Origin of the sequence: Chroococcidiopsis sp. [FACHB-1243], assembly GCF_014696895.1 — a bacterium.
In the GTDB taxonomy this organism is placed as follows: Bacteria; Cyanobacteriota; Cyanobacteriia; order Cyanobacteriales; family Chroococcidiopsidaceae; genus Chroococcidiopsis.
In genome coordinates this window covers 1-20,633 of record NZ_JACJQX010000039.1, presented here as the reverse complement: position 1 = coordinate 20,633, position 20,633 = coordinate 1, and the positions used below count along the sequence as shown (strand labels likewise).

16 protein-coding genes are annotated in these 20,633 nt (G+C 44.5%); 7 read left to right on the top strand and 9 right to left on the bottom strand.

The features are described 5' to 3' along the window. Positions 1-14: 14 nt before the first annotated feature. Positions 15-1,463: an FAD-binding protein gene (locus H6G17_RS24685; RefSeq protein ID WP_192161231.1), complete on the top strand. Its 1,449-nt coding sequence runs from the start codon at positions 15-17 to the stop codon at positions 1,461-1,463. Positions 1,464-1,478: 15 nt separating this feature from the next. Here H6G17_RS24685 and H6G17_RS24680 read toward each other — a convergent pair whose 3' ends face one another. From H6G17_RS24680 to H6G17_RS24670, 3 genes are all read right to left on the bottom strand, one after another. Then, complete coding sequence (locus tag H6G17_RS24680; protein WP_192161230.1) at positions 1,479-2,576, bottom strand: ArsA family ATPase; 1,098 nt, start codon at positions 2,574-2,576, stop codon at positions 1,479-1,481. 210 nt (positions 2,577-2,786) lie between these two features. Continuing rightward, positions 2,787-2,933: a DUF454 family protein gene (locus H6G17_RS24675; RefSeq protein ID WP_192161229.1), complete on the bottom strand. Its 147-nt coding sequence runs from the start codon at positions 2,931-2,933 to the stop codon at positions 2,787-2,789. A 352-nt stretch (positions 2,934-3,285) separates the two neighbouring features. Then, a complete protein-coding gene (locus H6G17_RS24670; protein ID WP_192161228.1) occupies positions 3,286-3,507 on the bottom strand; it encodes a hypothetical protein in 222 nt (73 codons plus the stop codon). A 553-nt stretch (positions 3,508-4,060) separates the two neighbouring features. Here H6G17_RS24670 and H6G17_RS24665 point away from each other — a divergent pair. Next, entirely contained in the window at positions 4,061-6,922 is a 2,862-nt protein-coding gene (locus H6G17_RS24665) for a cation-translocating P-type ATPase (RefSeq protein WP_192161227.1), read from the top strand. A 182-nt stretch (positions 6,923-7,104) separates the two neighbouring features. After that, on the top strand, positions 7,105-7,272 hold the full coding sequence (locus H6G17_RS24660; RefSeq protein WP_192161226.1) for a hypothetical protein: 168 nt from the start codon (positions 7,105-7,107) through the stop codon (positions 7,270-7,272). Positions 7,273-7,446: 174 nt separating this feature from the next. Here H6G17_RS24660 and H6G17_RS24655 read toward each other — a convergent pair whose 3' ends face one another. The 5 genes from H6G17_RS24655 to H6G17_RS24635 all read right to left on the bottom strand — a co-directional run bounded on the left by H6G17_RS24655 (position 7,447) and on the right by H6G17_RS24635 (position 11,241). Continuing rightward, complete coding sequence (locus H6G17_RS24655) at positions 7,447-7,674, bottom strand: hypothetical protein (protein WP_192161225.1); 228 nt, start codon at positions 7,672-7,674, stop codon at positions 7,447-7,449. A gap of 105 nt (positions 7,675-7,779) precedes the next feature. Further along, entirely contained in the window at positions 7,780-8,940 is a 1,161-nt protein-coding gene (gene cax, locus H6G17_RS24650) for a calcium/proton exchanger (protein WP_199316974.1), read from the bottom strand. 789 nt (positions 8,941-9,729) lie between these two features. Continuing rightward, positions 9,730-9,933 (bottom strand): Nif11-like leader peptide family natural product precursor, encoded by a 204-nt coding sequence (locus tag H6G17_RS24645; protein WP_015155676.1) that lies wholly within the window; start codon positions 9,931-9,933, stop codon positions 9,730-9,732. A 246-nt stretch (positions 9,934-10,179) separates the two neighbouring features. Next, entirely contained in the window at positions 10,180-10,515 is a 336-nt protein-coding gene (locus H6G17_RS24640) for a hypothetical protein (RefSeq protein WP_015155675.1), read from the bottom strand. Between the two features lie 549 nt (positions 10,516-11,064). Next, positions 11,065-11,241: a hypothetical protein gene (locus H6G17_RS24635; RefSeq protein WP_192161224.1), complete on the bottom strand. Its 177-nt coding sequence runs from the start codon at positions 11,239-11,241 to the stop codon at positions 11,065-11,067. 884 nt (positions 11,242-12,125) lie between these two features. Between H6G17_RS24635 and H6G17_RS24630 the strand changes: the two genes are divergently transcribed. The 4 genes from H6G17_RS24630 (at position 12,126) to H6G17_RS24615 (ending at position 19,552) form a co-directional block, all read left to right on the top strand. Next, positions 12,126-13,178: a DUF3102 domain-containing protein gene (locus H6G17_RS24630; protein ID WP_192161223.1), complete on the top strand. Its 1,053-nt coding sequence runs from the start codon at positions 12,126-12,128 to the stop codon at positions 13,176-13,178. A 765-nt stretch (positions 13,179-13,943) separates the two neighbouring features. Then, positions 13,944-16,694 carry a heavy metal translocating P-type ATPase gene (locus H6G17_RS24625; protein WP_192161222.1) on the top strand — a complete coding sequence of 917 codons (2,751 nt, stop codon included), beginning with the start codon at positions 13,944-13,946 and terminating at the stop codon, positions 16,692-16,694. Next, positions 16,694-17,107 carry a hypothetical protein gene (locus H6G17_RS24620; protein WP_192161221.1) on the top strand — a complete coding sequence of 138 codons (414 nt, stop codon included), beginning with the start codon at positions 16,694-16,696 and terminating at the stop codon, positions 17,105-17,107. The genes H6G17_RS24625 and H6G17_RS24620 overlap by 1 nt, the downstream gene beginning before the upstream one ends. A gap of 60 nt (positions 17,108-17,167) precedes the next feature. Next, complete coding sequence (locus tag H6G17_RS24615; protein WP_192161220.1) at positions 17,168-19,552, top strand: heavy metal translocating P-type ATPase; 2,385 nt, start codon at positions 17,168-17,170, stop codon at positions 19,550-19,552. Between the two features lie 222 nt (positions 19,553-19,774). Here H6G17_RS24615 and H6G17_RS24610 read toward each other — a convergent pair whose 3' ends face one another. Continuing rightward, a complete protein-coding gene (locus H6G17_RS24610; RefSeq protein ID WP_192161219.1) occupies positions 19,775-20,089 on the bottom strand; it encodes a DUF5132 domain-containing protein in 315 nt (104 codons plus the stop codon). Between the last annotated feature and the right edge of the window lie 544 nt (positions 20,090-20,633).

The following is a 20,633-nucleotide window of genomic DNA, read 5'->3' as shown; positions in this document are numbered from 1 at the left end:
TCAGGGGATGCTGGATGAAGAATGCTTCACGCCGTCAAGTTTTGCAAGGTGCGATCGCCAGTGCGATTATTATTGGATTCAATCCTGCCATGCGATCGTGGGTCACATCCGCCAGTGCTGCATCTGGATTTGAAGCTCTGCCACCCCTGGACGGTATACTTTACACCGATTCTACCACCCGCAATGCTGCCACTGATGATTTCGGTCATCTGGTGCGTCGTTATCCAAGTGCCGTACTCAAACCAGGTTCGGTTGAAGATGTCGTGAGGATCGTCCGGTTTGCTCGCAGCCACAAGCTGAAAGTTGCCGCACGCGGTCAAGCGCACTCCACTTACGGTCAACCGCTCATAGAGGCGGGGATAGTTATTGATATGAGTTCGCTCGATACGATTCATAATATTAATGCAGAGGGGGCAGAAGTAGATGCTGGTGTATTATGGAGCCAACTGCTGCTGGCATCGCTGGAGCGACAACTGACACCCCCCGTCTTGACAGATTACATCGAGCTATCCGTGGGTGGCACTTTAGCAGTTGGCGGGATTGGTGGCAGGAGTCATCGTTATGGCGTGCAGGTAGATAACGTCTTATCCCTTCAAGTCGTCACGGGTGCGGGCAACCTAGAAACTTGTTCTCGCTCCCAAAATCGCGATTTGTTTGAAGCAGTGCTGGCAGGGTTGGGTCAATGTGGCATTATCGTCAGGGCAACAGTTCGCCTGATTCCGTCTGCTCAAAATACCCGCGTATTTCTCTTGTTTTACAACGATTTGGCTGCTTTGACGCACGACCAGCGCTGGCTAATTGCCCAAAAACGATTTGACTATGTAGAAGGTCAAGTCGTACCCGATGCTAGTGGTGGATGGCGTTATATGTTGGAGGCAGCTAGCTTTTATACTCCCCCAGATGAACCAGACAATAGCAGTTTACTTGCTGGTTTAAGTTACAGTCAGGGTACTCAACAGATTGAAGATAAGTCTTACTTTGATTTTGCGAATCGGTTAGCTCCAACTGTAGCTTTTTTAAAGGAGAGTGGAGTATGGTTTTATCCGCATCCTTGGTTAGATTTATTCGTACCAGGAACCGCAGTTAACGGCTTTGTCGGCGAGATCGTTTCTAACTTAACTTTAGCGGATACGGGTCAGGGTCCAGTGCTGCTGTATCCCGTGGCAACAGACCGCTTGACGCTACCGCTGTTTCGGGTTCCTAATGAGGAGGTTGTGTTTCTATTTGCGATTCTACGCACTGCACCACCCAATGCTAGCGCGATCGCCAAAATGCTAGCTGATAACCGCACGTTTTTTGAGCGCAACCGCGACAGTGGTGGATATCGCTACCCGATTGATGCGGTTCCATTTTCTCAAGCCGATTGGAAACAGCACTTTTATCCAGTATGGGGTAGGCTAGTCAGCGCCAAGCGCCGCTACGATCCTGACAATTTACTTACACCTGGTCAGGGGATTTTCTAGCACAACGAATCGCGCTTAAAAAGAAATTACTAAATACGGTTCCTCAAATTTACCAGATTGGACGGATTTTCCTTTCAACTCTGGTGGTAAAACAATCTGTCGCCTTTGGTCGCCAGCTTCAACGACAATTTCTGCACCTGACTGCGTTAACTTAACTTGTTTTTTATGAAATCCTGGTAAAAAAACGAGAACTTGGCGCTGAACGAGGTCGATTTTGAGCGGTGGTGTCACGGAAATAGTAGCGTTAAAATCTGGCAATTTTTGAATAATTGCCTCCCAATTCCTTTCCTGCAAAGTAGAGATATGATGGACAGCTAATGGAGTAAAAGCCGACTGTATAGCTTCTCTACTCAAATCTCGATCTTGATACGCTAAAACACCACTGACAGTGAGGTTAATTTGTTGGGCGCTGCCCCAGCACCAGCGAGTATCGGCGATCGCTTCTGGTGTATCGTTAGTCACGAGATAGGCTGTTAACTGACTTGCATCGTTAACCACTGCCACTCCTTGCTCGATCCAATGCTGAATTTGAGCCAGTCCTTCTTGCATTTTTTGGCGATCGATATTAGCGTTAAGAATTGCTGCAGCCAATGGACCACCAATTGAATTAGCAATCTCACTAATATCTAGATCTGCAAATATTTGGTGAAAGCGCCGAAAATACCAATCCAAAGCACTAGGAATCCCTAGCATACGCAGTATCTCTAAATTTTCTCGATCGCTATAAATAATGACATCATAGCTACCACTTTGATAGTATTGTCGTAGGGCATTGAAAGTTAAAAAACTATCAAATCCAGGTAGTATAATCAATTCGGTAGGATAGATTTGTTCGGAAAAAGAATTTGGTAAATAGGTAGAAACAAGTTTTTTGACTTCATCCCAAGCCTGTTCTAACAGTACAGTTGTTTGTAACTGTACGACTTGCAGATGACTCTCAACGCTTTGAGGATGCGTACTTAAAGAAGTTTCTAAAAGTAGCTCCGTACTGGGATTAACATAGGTAGCCAATAAAACTCTTTTACCTTGTCGGGCAAACCATTTCGCAGTAGCAATTGCTAGCGTTGTCCGTTCTCTAGATCCATCGCCCAGAAATGTAATTATTCTGCTCATTGAATCAATCCCGTTGCTAATAGGGAATTGTAGGGGCGAGTCTACCAAAAAATTGCTAGGTGCAGGTATTCTAGTTAAATTCGCCCTTCCGAAATGAGGGATTTACAAGAGTGCATCGAGCGAAAGCTTCACAGCAAATAAGTAACTTGGTTCAACTCTCTCCTACACAATTAAGGTAAGAGATAACTGATAACTGACAATTGACTCAATTTACTGTTCGATCGCACCGAAACAAGCTGCTGCTACTAATAAAAAGGGAGTACCAGGAATCAAAGGTAATAAAACACCAATGACACCTAAACCCGCACAGATTGTCCCCGCAGCAATTAAAGCTGCATTCTTGATTTGCTTGAGCATATTGACTTGAGTGATATCTTGATAGTTTTCAGTCTAGTAATCTTCAGTTTTGTAGTTTTTACACTACCATGTAATAGTTACTACTGTGCATCAAAATTGCAGATGATAGCAACAATCTTTACTCTTCTTAGCATTCTCCTACTCGGGTTTGCTCCACAAAGTTTTGTTTTTAGTAAGTGCTAACTGCTAGCAGTCTTTTTTCTGAAAAGCACAGGAAACAAAAGACAGAATAATTTGTAATTCCAACCCTCAATAGAGTCATAAAATACTCATAAGACTGTCATTAGTTTATCTCACATGGCAAATGACCAATAATCAAGATTGGTCTTTCACAAATGATAAATGATAATTATCAATGCTGTTCGTAACAGTGAAGGTGAGTTGAATTGTTTTGGCGATCGAGATCGCCGCTAGTTACTTGCGTATCCGTCGTAAAAAAGGCACTAAGAATTGTTTCTAGTCCTTCACTATAGTCTACTTCCCGATCTAAACAAAACTGCTTAAAGCGGCGTGCTACATCTTTTCGCACATGACCTCTGATTTGCACGTAGTTCCGATCGTCTTTTTTTCCCACAGCTCTTCTCAATCAGATTATAATTTTTGCCAAGCGCTGAAATTTAGCCAAATCTAATGTGTACGCGTACCTGCATCAGCTATTAAATTAAATCAATGGTTTGCATATAAAAATACCATCTCCTACGCATTAAAGGTTATATTTCATCGTAAAGTATTACGAATAAAACATAAAAGGTTTAAATGTTCAGTTTTACCTAACGTTACATTAACTTATAGTAATCAATGTAACTTTTTACAGCGAGTAGTGGGGAGCCGTAAAGATGGTGTTTTTCTAGTTTCTAAACTCGTGTTGTTACATTGCAACTTTGCATTTATGCGAAGTTGCAAATCTCTCGAATGGCAAATCTATCAAATTGATAAGTTTGTTTCTATGGCGATGCAGCCAAGCACCCAAGGGACGTAGTGAGTCATTAGATTAGAATCCTTCACGACTCACGACTCACTCTTGTTCATCCAAGTTCACACTACTTAACCATGCTAAGGGTATGCAAGGCATATAGTTAAATGATATAGGTTATAAGAGCATTCCTGAGTTTTTGAGAAGTAAAATAATGTCTTCAAGCACTGGCACAGACTTAGCAGTGGCTAAGCCTGCCGGAGAGTCTTGCGCTTGGCATACTCTGGAAGCTGAGAGAGCCACAGATGTTCTCCAGAGCGATCGCACCTCCGGCTTAACTTCCGCTGAAGTTGAAGAAAGATTACAACGCTACGGTTTCAACGAATTACAAGAAACAGGAGGACGTAGTGGTTGGGAAATCCTCCTAGACCAATTCAAAAACATCATGTTGCTGATGTTGATGGCAGTTGCCGTCATTTCAGCGATTTTAGATGTGTTCGGTACGAAACAACCAGGAGAAATACCGTTTAAAGACGCGATCGCGATTGGCGTAGTGGTCGTTCTGAACGGGTTGCTGGGATATATCCAAGAAAGTCGCGCAGAAAAGGCTTTAGCTGCCTTAAAAGGCTTATCTTCCCCTAAGGTACGAGTTCTGCGCGACGGCAAAACCGTGGAAGTCGATTCTAAGGAATTGGTTCCAGGGGACGTGATGTTACTGGAAGCGGGAGTGAAGATTTCCGCTGACGGTCGCCTCTTAGAAGTTGCAAATCTGCAAATTCGGGAAGCAGCCTTGACAGGAGAGGCTCACGCCGTCAACAAGCAAGCCACACTCCAGCTACCTGATGATACCGTATTAGGCGATCGCGTCAATATGGTTTACGAAGGTACGGAGGTCGTCCAAGGGCGAGGAACAGTCCTCGTCACGGGGACGGGAATGAAGACTGAACTAGGGAAAATTGCTACAGCACTGCAATCGGTAGAAGCCGAACCTACACCGTTGCAAAAACGGATGGCACAACTGGGCAACATCTTAGTCACGGGGGCGATGATTCTAGTACTGTTGGTGGTGGGATTAGGAATGCTCCACACGCCAACCATGAGTAATTTCGAGAACCTCGTGAAAGTCTCGCTCAGTATGGCGGTTGCGGTCGTTCCCGAAGGGCTGCCTGCCGTTATCACCGTTACCCTGGCGTTGGGAACTCAGCGCATGGTGCGGCGCAACGCCCTGATCCGCAAACTCCCAGCTGTAGAAACCCTGGGTAGCGTCACCACAATTTGCTCTGACAAAACAGGGACGCTGACTCAAAACAAAATGGTCGTCCAGGCAGTTGCAACAGCTAGCAACTCTCTGCGAGTCACGGGCGAAGGATACGACCCCATTGGCGAGTTTCGCCACCAAGATAGAGTCGTCTCAGCGCCAGACCAACCAGAACTGCAAGCCTTACTCTTAGCTTGCGTACTTTGCAACGATGCCATATTGCAAAGAGATAAAGGCGAGTGGGCAATCCTTGGAGATCCGACCGAAGGAGCGCTGTTGTCTTTAGCAGGTAAAGCAGGGCTGGAAAAAGACCAGCAATCGAGCTGGTTTCCCCGAATCGCTGAGTTTCCGTTCTCCTCAGAACGCAAGCGCATGAGTACGATCTGTGAAGTGAGAAACGAGGACTTAGTGAACTTCCTCGCCTCTCATCCCTCACCGCTCACCGCTCATCCTTATTTGATGTTCACCAAAGGTTCGCCCGAACTGACTTTAGAGCGTTGCACTCATATTCAAACGGGCGATCGCATCGAACCGCTGACTGACGAGTTACGGTTAAACATCCTCGACCGGAACAACCAGTATGCCAGTAAGGGGTTACGAGTTCTAGGCTTTGCCTACAAAGCAATTGCAAGTATTCCCCCAGAGGGTTCGGAAGAAACCTCAGAAAACGATTTAACTTGGTTGGGCTTAGTGGGAATGTTGGATGCACCCCGTCCCGAAGTCCGCGAAGCCGTGGCTAAGTGCCGTACTGCTGGTATCCGTCCGGTGATGATTACAGGCGATCACCAACTGACTGCCCAAGCGGTAGCTGAGGATCTCGGGATTGCTTACCCAGGAGATTTAGTACTGACAGGGCGAGAGCTGGAAAAATTGAGTATGCCAGAACTTGAGGCACACGTCGATCGCGTCAGCGTCTACGCCCGCGTCTCGCCAGAGCATAAATTACAGATCGTCCAAGCGCTACAACACAAAAACCAAATTGTTGCCATGACAGGGGATGGAGTCAACGATGCTCCCGCCCTCAAACAGGCAGATATTGGCGTAGCAATGGGTATTACAGGTACGGATGTCAGTAAAGAAGCTAGCGATATGGTGTTACTAGACGACAACTTTTCCACAATCGTCTCGGCGACAGAAGAAGGACGAGTCGTCTACATCAACATCCGTCGCTTTATTAGATACATTCTAGGTAGTAACTTAGGAGAGGTTTTAACTATTGCTTCAGCACCATTACTAGGTCTGGGAGGAGTACCGCTTTCACCGTTGCAAATTCTCTGGATGAATTTAGTGACAGATGGAATTCCGGCGCTAGCTCTGGCTGTCGAACCAGGTAGACCAATTGTCATGCAACAACCTCCCAAAAATCCCAAAGAAAATATCTTTGCCCGAGGACTGGGTTCGTACATGATTCGGATTGGGATTATTCTCGCCATCGTGACGATTCTGCTGATGGTTTGGGCTTATCACCATTCCCAGGCAGTTCAAGGCGGTGGATTGAGCGCAGACCGCTGGAAAACGATGGTATTTACCACCCTTTGTCTAGCGCAAATGGGACACGCGATCGCGATTCGTTCTAACACCCGCTTAGCGATTCAAGTCGATCCGTTCTCTAATCCCTATATTCTGATTTCAGTCGTCTTGACCACTCTTTTACAACTACTGCTAATCTACGTTCCACCACTCCGTAGCTTCTTCAGCACTTACTATATACCACCTATAGAACTGCTGATTTGTTTCGGCTTCAGTTCCTTAGTGTTTGTTTGGATTGAGTTAGAGAAGCTATTCATCCGTTGGCAAAGATCTCGGCAGCATAGTTAGTTATTGGTCATTGGTCATTTGTCATTGCTCATTTGTTGTTTGTAACTCACTTTAAGGGCGAGTTTAACCGCAGAATTGTTTGTTCTTTGACAAATATGTTCAAAAAACTCGCCCCTACCATTTCCTGCTAACCCCTATTATCTAACTCCTAACCCCTGATGATGACTTGGTTAATCTCATTTGTGACTGAAACTCTAGTTGAAGCGATCGCGGTCTGGATTGCGGAATTAGCGATCGCCGCGATCGCAGAATGGATGCGAGAGGCGATCGCCGTTACTCTAGTTGAATGGATGCGAGAGGCTGTAACTCAGCTCATCGCTTTACTGAGCAGCCACAGAGCATATTCTTAAAACCGCGATCGTCCTTATTCCCTCCCGCTTCCCAGGGAGGGATTTTGTGAAAGACAGCACAGTAGAGACACGAAATAGAGACGCAAAATTGTGCGTCTCTACTGATGGTTCATAGTTTTCGATTTAGGTAAGTAGGGGCGTACATCTGTGCGCCCCTACAGAGCATGTATTTCGTTATTTTTGACTCGTATACTGCATATGGTTAGGCGAACAATGATTTCCACTGGGTTGTACGACTCCAGTAGAACTTGCAACTTTGATACATGAGCGATCTGCTTGCCATACTTGCCACTGATGCGAGGAAAAATCAATTCCAATCAGTAATAGCAGAAAAGCCAAGGGACCAACTGCAAGTGCGATCGCGGTCTTACGCACGTTAAAAAAGTCTGGATGCTCGATCATGATTACCTCTTGAGAGTGAGTAGTGAGTGGCTAGTGGCTGGCGGCTAGATTCATTAGTTATTGGTATAGTCACTAATCACCAGTCACTGATAACTGACAACTGATTCAGTCATGCAGGTAAAAAGCCGTTAATAGCATTGTGTAGGTCATCAGCAACAACACGCCCTCTAGCCAATTAGACTTACCATCCGTACTGACTGAGTTTGTCATCAGTACAGCTACACCAACTGCTAAAACTGCAAATGTATCAAAGGCTAAATTCATCGGTTGCCCCATTGCTTGTCCCGCTAGAACTAACGCTGGAGCTACAAACATCGCGATCTGCAAGCTAGAACCGAGGGCGATGGAAATAGACAGATCGATTTTTTGCTTCGCGGCACACATACCACAGGTAATAATTTCTACTGCTGAACCGAAGATCGGCAGTAGCATGACACCTGTAAATAAACTAGTCAAACCGAGACTAGAGACAGCTTCTTGCAAACTATCAACTAGTACTTCAGAGACAAATAACAGCGCAACCGTAAAACCTAAGAGCAAACCAACATGTATCCACAGATCGTACTTTTGTCCTGTAGCTTCGCTACCATAGCTCTCAGGTTCGGCATCTTCCTCTAACTCATACATAAATCTATGAGTCTTCATAGAGAAAAATAGCATCATGGCGTAGAAGCCTAATAGCAGTACAGATGCTACTACAGAAAAATGATTAGCATTGGTGAGTTGATGACTAGAACTCGTCGTAAACTTGAGCGCTACAGGCATCAAGATAAATACAACTGCCAGATTGAGCGAACCAGAATTGATCCGCGCTACAGTCGTTCGTTTGATGTTGTGCTGAAAATCTAGCCTTTTGAAGCTCAAGCCGTCTAAGATAAATGCGAATCCTAGACCTAATAAAAGGTTAGCAATAATTGAGCCAATTAAACTCGCTTTGACCACCTCAACCATACCCGCTTGCAGGGCAACGATTGAGACGACTATTTCAGTGAAGTTACCAAAGGTGACGTTGAGTAGACCACCTAGAAATGAACCAATTTTGTTAGCGATCGCCTCTGTAAAGTTAGCAATCCATGCTGCTAGAGGGATAATTGCTAAGCCTGCTGTAGCAAAAACAACTAATGGTGGTAAACCAAGTTGTCTAAACAGCAGTGCCAAAGGAACAAACACAAGCATACGTAACAAGAACGCATCCTTGCGTGACATCGTTCGGCGCGACACCACTTTCCCCGCAGTGGGTCTTTCTGGTTTTGTTGATATTGACATTATTCCGGCTCCAAAAGTCTGTTGTGCTTTGGAGGGGATGGGGCAATCTCACATACCTATCCTGCGGAGATTGCTTGGCTGCTTTTCAAGCGACACCCAGCCCAACCTCATTCCATGTAAGGGTGAGTTTTTAATTCTTGGTAACCCTATCTACAGCCGTTTTCAATTACCACACACCTAAGCAAGAAGCTGATGTTGTGCAACAGCTATCTCTATAGTTCATTTCTCAGCTTATAGAACAGGTTATTCAATCGAGATACTAGGCACTGCCATTGCTGTTCAGTACCGTCAACTAGAGCGACACTTGATTTGGATATGGGATATCTGAATGAAGTAAGAATCTGCGCTCGACCCGAAGGTTATGACGCAGCTTTGAAACTCTAAATGCACTTGACTTTTAATGTACAATAAACTCGTTAGAAAAATCTAAAATTTTTGTTAAGTGCAAATAAAGAAAAATAATTATCTATCTATAGATACGTGTAAAAAAGCTGCTATCTCCTGCCCTGCAAGGATTTAACTCTAATGTATTAAATCCCCTAAAACTTTTCAAATTGGACTTTATCTATGAGCAAACTATCTGAAATATCTAAACTTATGTAAAACAGCGTGAGGTAAAAATTGACAGATTTCCAAATTTTCAGATGTCAAGTTTTTAACTATATAAAGTGAGAAAATATAACTATTACTTGTTTGCAATTTATTCAATTTGCGAAGTTGTGACTTTCAAATATATTTGGAGGATAAGCTGAGGGATTGCCAAAAATTCGCTCCCTCAACCTCTGACATTTATAAGAACTGCTGGGCGATCGCCAGCAGATTTTGAGATATGTATGCTTTGACTTCGCTATAAGTGAAGCTATAGCCGTTCTGTTTGCCTAGTTCCACTGCTAGATTTAAAAAACTTTCGCGATCGCCTGACTGTTTCAGCTTTTCTTTGAGCGATGAGTCTTGCAATACCAGTTGATGAAACTGTTCTATTTGTTTTGTCATTGGTCATTGGTCATTGGTCATTGATTGTGAATTAAGAGTGGTAGGGGCGGGTTTAGCAAGCAGATTCACCCTTCCCAGCGTCAATCTTGAGTCAAAACCCGCCCTTATCCAAGTAGGTTTAGCAAGCAGATTCACCCTTCCCAGCGTCAATCTTGAGTCAAAATCCGCCCTTACCCAAGCAGAGAGTAATTACAATTCGGAATTCGGAATTCCGAATTCCGAATTCCATTGTCTCCCAGTCCTTTTTTAGCCGATTTCCACTTGATGCGGAATTGAACTTTGTTCGGGCTTGGCTTTACTCTTTTTCAAGTCAGTTTTGGCTTCCGCCACCAAGTCCTGAAAAGATTCTGATGCTTCAGCTACGGTACTTTGAGCCTTGTCATAAGCATCTAACATCCAAACCATACCCGTTTTCGCTAAGGATTTGGATGACTCTGACAAAGAATTACCTACAGCTGAATTAGACCCTCCCATAGCAGAACCTACGACACCAACTACAGGTGCTAGGGCTAATGCTCCTAAACCAATCCCTGCTGCTGTTAACGGTTCTAGTCCTAGCAATAAAGCTTCTAGTTCAAGCATGTTGATTCAGTTTCCAAAAAAGAACAATTGCAACTCGTACCGGACGCAACGACTACCTCATGCCTATCGTGGGAAGCGATCGCGCTAAAGCTATTTGTCACTTGTTATCTACTATTTGCCTAGAGCGATGACCGACAGCAGACAACTAATAACCAACAGATGCTAATCGCTGTGAGTGCGAAAGACAGTCGTTATCTCTGAATTTGGGTCACAAGAGCAAAATGTATTTGCACTCAATCAAACTCTGTCACCCTACGTAGCTTCTAAAACTCAATTTTGATGATAGCAGGAATAACACAAATCTAATTGAACTACTTCAAAGATTTTTAAAAAAGTTAATTGAACCTGAGTTAATACTATAGTTTAATTTTCTTAATCTAAGTTATTGAATCTTAGAACATCTGTTATTGAAAAGTAACTCCACGTACTTGAGCGAGCGATAAAGTTCAAAACAATTGAAAAATTTGAACTGTTCAATAACTTTACATGCGATCGCTGCCAACTGTTCTTCAGCTTCGGATTATCCATAACTTAATCGTTTTTTTCACTCTATTCATTTTGCAGCTCGATCTCGTCTAAGCCTTGATAGACGAGGATCTCGTCGTAGTCTTCCGAGCGATCGGCTTTATAACTAACAACAACTTTTAAGCCGCGATCTTTTAAAACTTCTACTAATTCGCTAAACTTATCTGGTCTAGTGTAAATCTTAAACATTACTGCTTCCATATGACTTTGCCTCCTTTATTATTATTTTTTAAATTGATTTATTTAACAAGTAATCTAACCAAAGTCAGAAATGCTAACTCCATGAACTAGTGATTTGGCAAAGCTAATGAATGAGTTAAAGCTAAATTATTGTTTTTCTTTTCTCCTGCTTATGAGTGATATTGTTTATAATTAACATGTAGGATTCGCTCTGTTCGACAATTATTTAATTATCGAATAATTCTGTCAATTTGAGAGATATTAATCAACTAAAATCCGTCATTTTTTCTGATTATTTGGATTGAATTTTATATATACAACTGTCTAGCTTGAAATTATCCAAGCAGCTAGCAGTAAGCGTTACAAGCTTTTTTTCACCCATAACACACCCTCTAAGCAAACTGAGTCATCACTGCTTGCTTGCAATCGAATATATTAGTGAAACCAATGTATAAAATTGAAACTTGCGATTTATACTAAATCTAAACAAAGTCTTAAAAAAAATCTTGAGTAGACAAAGCAACTCTTATAGTAACGATAGACTAAGACTTAGTAAGTTTTCTTCCCGGAGTGTTAGCTGAACAAAACAATTAGCAATAAAATTTCTAAAACTTGATGTTTCTCTCTCACACTGTAGGTAGGCTTTTTTGCCTGTATCTCTACTCGTGCGATCGCCTGACTTGGTGAAGTTGCTGCAACCTAGCAACAATAATCTAAACTCAGCCGGCTCCAAGCCATTGAGATAGAGTTACTCGATCGCAAAGTCGCAACTATGCCTATTCTGAATATAATAGTCATCATAGGAAGGCAACATATGCCTGTCCAAAGGCAGAGGAAACAAAATTTTCTTTGAAGTAAAAAAGATAAATATCTGGCAAAACTATATTGATAGCGGGTTTTAACAAATGAATAGAATGCCAGTCTCAGTAATCGACGCGGCTCGAAAAGAGTTTAATTATACAGAGCTAGAAGCAGAAATCTCTCAATTCGTGCAACAGCAAACGGGAGAAATCCAAGCCCTGGTGAAACGCACTGCCCAAGATATTATCGAAATCGGGCAGAAGCTTAATGCCGTAAAAGATAAATTGAAGCACGGACGCTTTATTAATTGGATTGAGGCAGAATTTCATTGGAGCTATCCAACTGCGGCGAGATTCATGCAAGTTGCCGATCGCTTTGGTAGCCAAATCTATCAAATTGATAAATTTGCTCCATCGGCAATGTACGAGTTAGCAGCGCCGTCAACTTCAAAACAAGCCATAGAAGAAGCGATCGCCCTAGCTGCATCGGGGGAAAGCATTACCTACTCGAAAGCGAAAGCACTCAAAAAAAAATACAAGGTTTCTTCGGCAAAGCCAAAGTTAGAAGCTCAATCCACAGTCAGCGAAATCGATCCGAGCAGTCAGAATCAGGTAGTTTCGGCACAAACATCGCTATTATCCCCCCAAGTAGAGATCGTTGCAACAAAGCCTAACACTGTAGCGCGTTTATCTCCCAACGGGGCAAGCAGGAACAGGAAAAGTCCAACTAGCCAGCCGGAAGTTTGCTGGCACTTAGCCAAAGATCACATCTTATATTGCGACGAGCCAAATTCTCCTGCACTCCGTCAACGGCTGCCAGAAAAGCTAAAACTTCTGCTTGCTTTTCCGCCAGTTCCCAATTGGCAGACAGATATTCCCGCAGATACGCGGATCATTGCCACGCGATATTTACCTAAAGGAAAGAATTCCGAACTACTGGAAAACACTTTAGAAGCATTGCTCGATCTCTATACGGAAGTGGGAGAGACGGTAGCAATTTGTTATTTGCCTTTTCCTAAAATCTTAGATGTTTTAAATCGATTTGAACGGCGGGGAATCTTGGTAGAGCCAGATCGCCAGCAAGTACATGAGATCGTTTCTTACTGGAAGAAAGGCTGGAAGAAAGGTGAGACGAAAGTGAAGGAAGTGAGTTTGTGAAAGAAGTCAGAATTCAGAAGATGGAAGTTAATTTAGCTAACGTTACGTGAAGCATAAAGTTACAAAAAAGAGTTAAAAATGGCAAAATTTCAAGATATTTTTAGCTTTACTTAACATAACGCATCTGGGAAACGAGAAAATTCTCAGAAATTCTGTGGCGTGAGTGAGGGCGATCGCCAAAAAAATTCCGCTGAACTCTCAGCAAAGGGATCGCCTAAAAGCTAATCAAATTAAAGCTATAACTTTTTCAAACGCGGGATCGAACCAATAACTAATGCAGGCTTCAGAGTCGAATTAATTGATTTAATTGTGGTTTACAAAAGTTTTCTGTTTATTCTGGAAATTTCATAGTAAGCTTTAGAAGAACTCTAAATGCACTCGCTGTAGCACTGTAAAGCTGAACTATAACGCGAGGTCAATGTCTGATTTTTGTCGATCGCCCATATTTTCTATTCGTCCTGGTGAGCTGACGGATCGGGGCAGCATCCAGTTGTTATCAACTGCGAATACCTCAGTTAGTAGAGGTTTCAGCTTGACATCTACAAGGTCTAAAAATTACCCATACAGCTTATATCTAGCAAGTAATGCCTCACAAATGTGTGGTTTGGTATGCGGGCAGTCGTAGTGAATTGCGGATTTTCCCGCCCCATTCATTAGCAAGCCTCAGCAAACTCAGTATTGCAGGATAAATGCAAGGTATTAGCCAGGGTTTGGACTAACTAAATTTTTGTGTTTTGTCAGCCACTTTGGAGATAACTGTTTGTCATGATTGCTACAAGCGTTACCAATGATTTGACTCCTACGGTTGCTGCGGTTGAACCAACGATTCAAATCGAAAACATCCATTACCAAGTTGTTCACTGGACTGAGGGACGTTTTCGGATTCGCATCCCCAGACTGGCAGACGATCCAGAATATGTTGGCAAGCTTCATTACTTAGTTGACGGGCTAGATTTTGTTAGCGATGTTCAGCTTAACCCAGCCTCTCGCTCATTGACTGTAGAGTATGACTACGAAGCTAGTGCCAAAGCGATCGCGATCGTTCAAGAAAGGTTATTCAGTGCAATTCAAGCAGCGCCGCAAGTAGAAGTTCCCATAGGATGGACACCAAAAACAGAGGAGGAAAAAGCTAGTAACGAAGTAGACTTCGTAGAACGGTTAGCCTTTCCTGCGGCTGGTTTAGCACTCTCTGTAGGCGCAATGATAGGCTTACCAATTCCAGGATTTGTTATTGCTGGCGTAGTATTTGTCGGTGCTATCCCTGTCTTTAAACGAGCCTGGGAAGCAATCCAACAAGACAGACAATTGACCATCGACTTCCTCGATGGTTTGGCACTGAGCTTGCATACTTTGCAAGGTCACTACTTCGCACCATCGTTCATGCTCGGTTTAGTCGAAGGCGGTGAGGCAATCCGAGATTTGACAGCACGCGGTAGCGAAAGAGCTAACCTCGACCTACTCGACTGTTTGAGTAAGACGGCATTCGTCATTCGTGACGGACAAGTAGTAGAAATTCCCACATCTGAAGTGGTAGTAGGCGATCGCATTATCGTCTATCCTGGCGACCAAATTCCGGTTGATGGGAGTATCATCAGCGGCACTGGCATTATCGACCAATGCAAATTAACAGGTGAATCAGTCCCCGTTACCAGACGCGAAGGTGAAGAAGTATTTGCTTCCACCCTATTAGTTGACGGGACATTAACAATTGATGCCGAGCGCGTCGGTAACAACACCCGTGCAGGCGTGATTGTCAACTTAATGCAAGCCGCACCAGTACACGATACCAGAGTTGAAAACTATGCGGCAATGGTAGCCAACCAAGCCGTTCTTCCCACTCTGGCAATTGGTGCTGGTGTCGGTCTAATGAGTGGCGATCTGAATCGTGCCGTTGCTCTGTTAACTTTAGACTTTGGTACGGGCATTCGCGTATCAGTACCGACCACGATCTTATCGGTTCTGACTTACACGGCTCGTAACGGTGTCTTGATCCGCAGTGGTCGAGCCATTGAAATTCTTGCCCGCATCGATACAGTCGTCTTCGATAAAACGGGAACCCTAACTGTCGGTCATGCTGGTGTCAACGACATCGATATCATGGACGATCGCTTTACTAAAGATGATGTTTTGTGCTTGGCTGCAACCGCCGAACAAGGATTGACGCACCCAATCGCCGAGGCGATCGTCCATAACGCTAAAGATAAAGGCATAGCGCTAAAAGAATGCGAAGAGTGGGAATACAAAGTCGGTCTGGGTGCAGCAGCCAAAATCGACGGAATGCAAATCATTGTCGGCAGCCCGCGCTTCATGAACCAAGAGAACATTTCTCTGGATGAATACGATCGCAAATATCCCGATGCTAAATCTGGCGGACAATCTTTGGTTTACATTGCAGGCGACGGCAAACTGATCGGCGTAGTCCGTTACAGCGATCCAGCTCGCGAAGAAAGTCGGGAAGTCATTGCCGAACTGAAGCGCATGGGTATTACTGCTTACATGCTCAGCGGTGACGTATCGCGAGTCGCGAAAGCCGTTGCTGGTAACTTGGGTATGAATCCCGACAACATCTATGCTGAAGCATTCCCAGAGCGCAAAGTCGAAGTTGTGAAGTCCCTGCATGACAGTGGCAAGACAGTTGCTTTCTGCGGTGACGGAATTAACGACTCAGCCGCCCTTGCTTACGCCGACGTTTCGATCTCGTTTGCTGGTGCAACGGATATTGCCAGAGAAACCGCTGATGTCGTGTTAATGGAAGACGATTTGCGCGGCTTACTGATGGCAATTAAAGCAGCAAGGCAAGCAATGGATATCATTTGGCAAAATACAGCGATCGTTGCCGTTCCTAACCTCGGCGCATTGGTCTCAGGTATCTTCTTCGCCCTCGATCCACTACTCGCTGTTGCGATCAACAACGGTACGGCTATCCTTGCCGAACTGAATGGCTTGCGTCCGTTGATGGGACCTGGAATGGAAATTCCCGCACTTACCGGAGCTAAGGCAGTACCTCAAGAAGCAATCGCCGCTCCGTCAGAAACATCCACTCCAGTAGTTAGTGCAACTCCAATTGTCGAGTCGAAACCACAGCCAGCTAAGGAAGACATTGCAACTTCAACAGTCGAAGCGAAACCGCAGCTTGCTAAGGAAGTTAGTGTAGCGATCGCGCCTGAAACCAATGGTAACGGACATCATACCAACGGTAATGGCAACGGACACTATACAAATGGCAATGGTAACGGCAAGCATCCAGCAGTAGAAACGGCGATCGAGCTAGAAAAGTCGAAAAAACCATCACCTTTAGGTCATTTAAAGCAGAGCGACTTAGCAAGACGGTTAGGAATGTCTCCCCAAACCCTCACCTATCGCAGATCGAGAGCTGATTTCGTTGAATGGAGCATGACTAAAGACCCAGAGGGAGTTGCATGGCTCTACGAATCAGGTTCGAGATACTTCTACACGGTTGAATTCGACAATTCCAACGTCCAGCAAGAACAGCTAGTTGCAGCAGGAGTGCGCTAATGTTTGAACAAATTCAATTGGGAGAAAAGCCCAAATTTGACTCTAACGTATATGCTGCCTACGATCGCGCTCTTGCTTACGATGAGTTAATTGTCGAGGCATGGGACGGACGCAACCTAGCAGATGCCGATGTCAAGCATGACTCTCACCATACGCTGAATGAGTACCACGCCGCCTACAAAAATCAAAATGGCGAGTATTATATTTACTCATTCACCCACATTGGCTACATACCGGCGATCGCGGTGACGGCGGAAAAACTCGAAAGAGCGCACGCTGCCGAACCCGAATCGATCCATGTCGAACATTGTGGTTGGCGCGACAGCGACAACCCGCAAGCAAGAGCAATGGAGTGGTGGAACAGTCATGTCATTGCTCGCCTTGCTAGTCGTGTTGTTCCACAACCAACGTAGTTTAATGTCCGTAGAGACATTGCACGCAACGTCTCTACAGACCTCATCCCCTCGTTAAAGATGGATTGCCAAGTTATTCACAGCACGGAGGGGCGCTTGCGGATTCGCGTCCCTTGGATTGCCGACAATTTAGAGTATGCCGACAAGCTGAATTGGCTATTAGAGTCGCTGAATTTTGTCACCAGCATTCGGATCAATCCGGCGGCGCGATCGCTGATCGTGACTTACGAAACTCATTTAGTTTCCGAAACGATCGCTGAAGCAGAACTGCTCGATCGCATTCAACGATTCGGTAATGCAGATGGTAGCAACGATCTAGTTCTGCCAGAGACAAAACCACTAGACCGACCGCAGGTCAATGAATGGGAACAACTAGGACTACCAGCGATCGCCCTCGGACTTGCCTTGGTAGCTGCTCCACTGGAAATTCCGCCTCTAATTATTGGCGCGGCGATCGCAAGTGCTGCCGTACCTTGGTTCAGTCGGGCAACTGAGAGTTTAGTGGTCAATCGCCAGCCCAATGTCGATCTGCTAGACTCCCTGTGGATGACATTTCACACCCTCAACGGGCAGTTTGTCGCTCCGTCACTGAAGACAGCTTTGGTAGGCGTGCGGCGGACTCTGCGCGGTATGAGTGGAGAGGAAAAAGAACGGCAATTCCAACAGTTGTTGAATGGCTCCCAACAGCTTGTTTGGGTCGAACGAGATGGGCAAGAAAGGCAAATTGCTTTTCAAGAGATAGTCGTAGGCGATCGCGTCATCGTCTATCCTGGCGATGTTATTCCTGTAGACGGCCAAATCTTACAGGGAACGGCATTAATTGACGAACGGCACTTAACTGGCGATCCGCAGCCAGTAGTTGTCACAGTAGGCGAAGATGTTTGTGCTTCTAGCCGATTGTTAGAAGGTAAACTCTGCATCCAAGCTAAACGCACTGGTTACAATACCCGCGTCGGATTAGCTTTTCAATTGTTGCAAACAGAACCCGTATACGACACTCAGATCGGTACGCAGCAGGCAGAATTTGCCAAAAGTGCTGTCGTACCGACTATCTTTTTAGGTGCATCTATTTTTGCCTTGACTGGGACATATGGTCCAGCAATTACCCCGTTCCAACTCGACTTTGGTAGCGGTATTCAAATTGCCATGCCCACAGCTTTTCTGGGCGCTCTAACAGCTGCGGCACGTCATGGCGTGTATATTCGTAGCGGTCGCGTTTTAGAGTTGCTGGCTCAAGTTGACACTATAGTTTTCGATCGCACTGGAACTTTGACGCAAGGCAATGCAGTTGTAGCCGTCCATACCACAGATCCAAGCATCTCCCCTGCGGAAGTATTAACACTTGCCGCAACAGCTGAAGCCTCTCTCAATCACCCCGTAGCAACTGCGATCGTCTATGCTGCTGAAACTCAGGGGATTCAGTTATTGGAATGCGAAACATGGGATTACTTTGCAGGTATGGGAATTGCTTGTCAGATCGACGGGCAAGAAATCTTAGTTGGAGGCGATCGCCTATTGCAGCAACACCGTGTCGATGTCAGCTGCCTTCAGCCTGAAATTGATGCTAGTACTGACTCCTACATATACGTGGCTAAAAACGGGCAAGTTATAGGAGCAATCTTCTATACTGATTTTTTACGCCCAGAAAGTGCAGACATAATTGCAACTTTGCAACAATTGCAAATTGAGATTTATGTGGTGACAGAAGACAATCCCAAAGTTGCCAACACTGTTGCAACGCAACTGGGTATGACTCCTAATTGCGTTCACGCCCATGCGACTAGCCAGAACAAAGCCGAGTTAGTACAAGCACTGTGCCACCACGGTAAGACTGTGGCTTTTGTCGGGGATGGAATTAACGAAGCGGCGGCGCTATCTTTTGCCGATGTCTCAATCTCTTTTGCATCTGGTAGCGATATTGAAGCAGAAACCGCAGATGTCGTGCTGTTAGATCGCGATTTAGCTGGGATAGTAGAAGCGATCGCTCTAGCCAAAAGAGCGATGGAAATTGTTTATCAAAATGCTGCGATCGTCATCGTTCCTAATCTTGCCGTAGTCACTGGCGGGATCTTTTTCGGTCTCAACCCGATCGTCAATGTCGTCACCAATAACTTTACTGCCTTCCTAGCTGAATTCTTCAACAGTACGCGCCCCCTCTTACCACCAAAAACATCCCCTAGAGCGAAAAAACGACTACCAGTAGCCAATAAATTAGCTCTGAGTGCCTCAACAGCACCTACGTTTGATCATGGCGATCGCGCTACTAATGACGGTGCAGCTTGCATCAAGCAAAGCGATCTAGCAAAGCGGTTAGGATTATCTGCTGGAGCGATCGCCCGTCACCGCACCAAACCAGAATTTAGTAAATGGAGCAGCGCCAGAGATCCTGAAGGAGTTGCATGGACTTACAATCCCGACTCTAAATCTTTCTGTCGCTTTGGGTAAATAGTAAGTGGTGCGTGGTGCGTGACAAATAACAAATAACCAATGACTAATGACAAAAAACTCGCCCAGGTAGAAACCTAAAAGCGAGTGTTGAGAGGGTTTTTCTGAGAGCGAGAGGGGAAGGCTGTTACCTTCCCAGTTTGTATTGTGTTACGACATCACTCCTCATCCACTATGAAATCACTCCTCATACACCAAATAAAAACATCCAAAGCTCAGAGCTTATTGAGATACGATTGATATCTCACGGGGAGCTTCTGGAGCGCCATTAGTCGGTTTAATTCTTTCTGATTTAGCTTCAGCAACTAAATCTTGGAAAGATTCGCCAGCTTCGGCAATCAAACGTTGTCCCTTGTCGAATGAGTCGAGGGCAAAAACTAAACCATTTTTAGCAGCACCTCTTGCCGAGTCCGAAAGAGAGTTACCCGTCATTGAATCGATCGCGCCGATCGCCGGAACTAAAATTAATGCACCAGCACCAATAGTTAATGCTGTAATTGGCTCAAGACCTAGTAACAAAGTCTCTAGTTCGAGCATCTTTATTTATCCTCCAAAAATTACTGAACGGTTAGGTATCGCGTAACTACTATAGATGTAGCCGACAGCTAATTTGACTGTATGAATTAGCCTCTGTTTGCTTCACATCGCACGCTATGTAGCAGACTAATAACTATTAACTACCAGAAATAATGGTTACGCGAAATGTCAGCCACGACAGGGTGAAGTAACAAGGTTGACAATTAGCAAACACAGATACATTTTCTCGTTACTTCGGCATATACCTTTAGTGGTATTGCTTTATTTTAGAATACAATATTTACTAGCAATAAGAGCGCAAATTTAGAAATCTTAAAAGAACAATAGTATAAATAAATATAATCTGTTTTGCGATTAAAGTGTTAGTTTTATTAGTAGCAGAATTTCATAATATCTGATACAATATTTTTGATTTATTTTCTATTTATATTTTAAAATTAAATGGTTCTATCGGCTGTAGTATGCTAATGTATAAAGATTTACAATAATTAGCGGATGGAGCCTCTACTAACTCAACTACTAAATTTACCAGGGATTGTAGTTG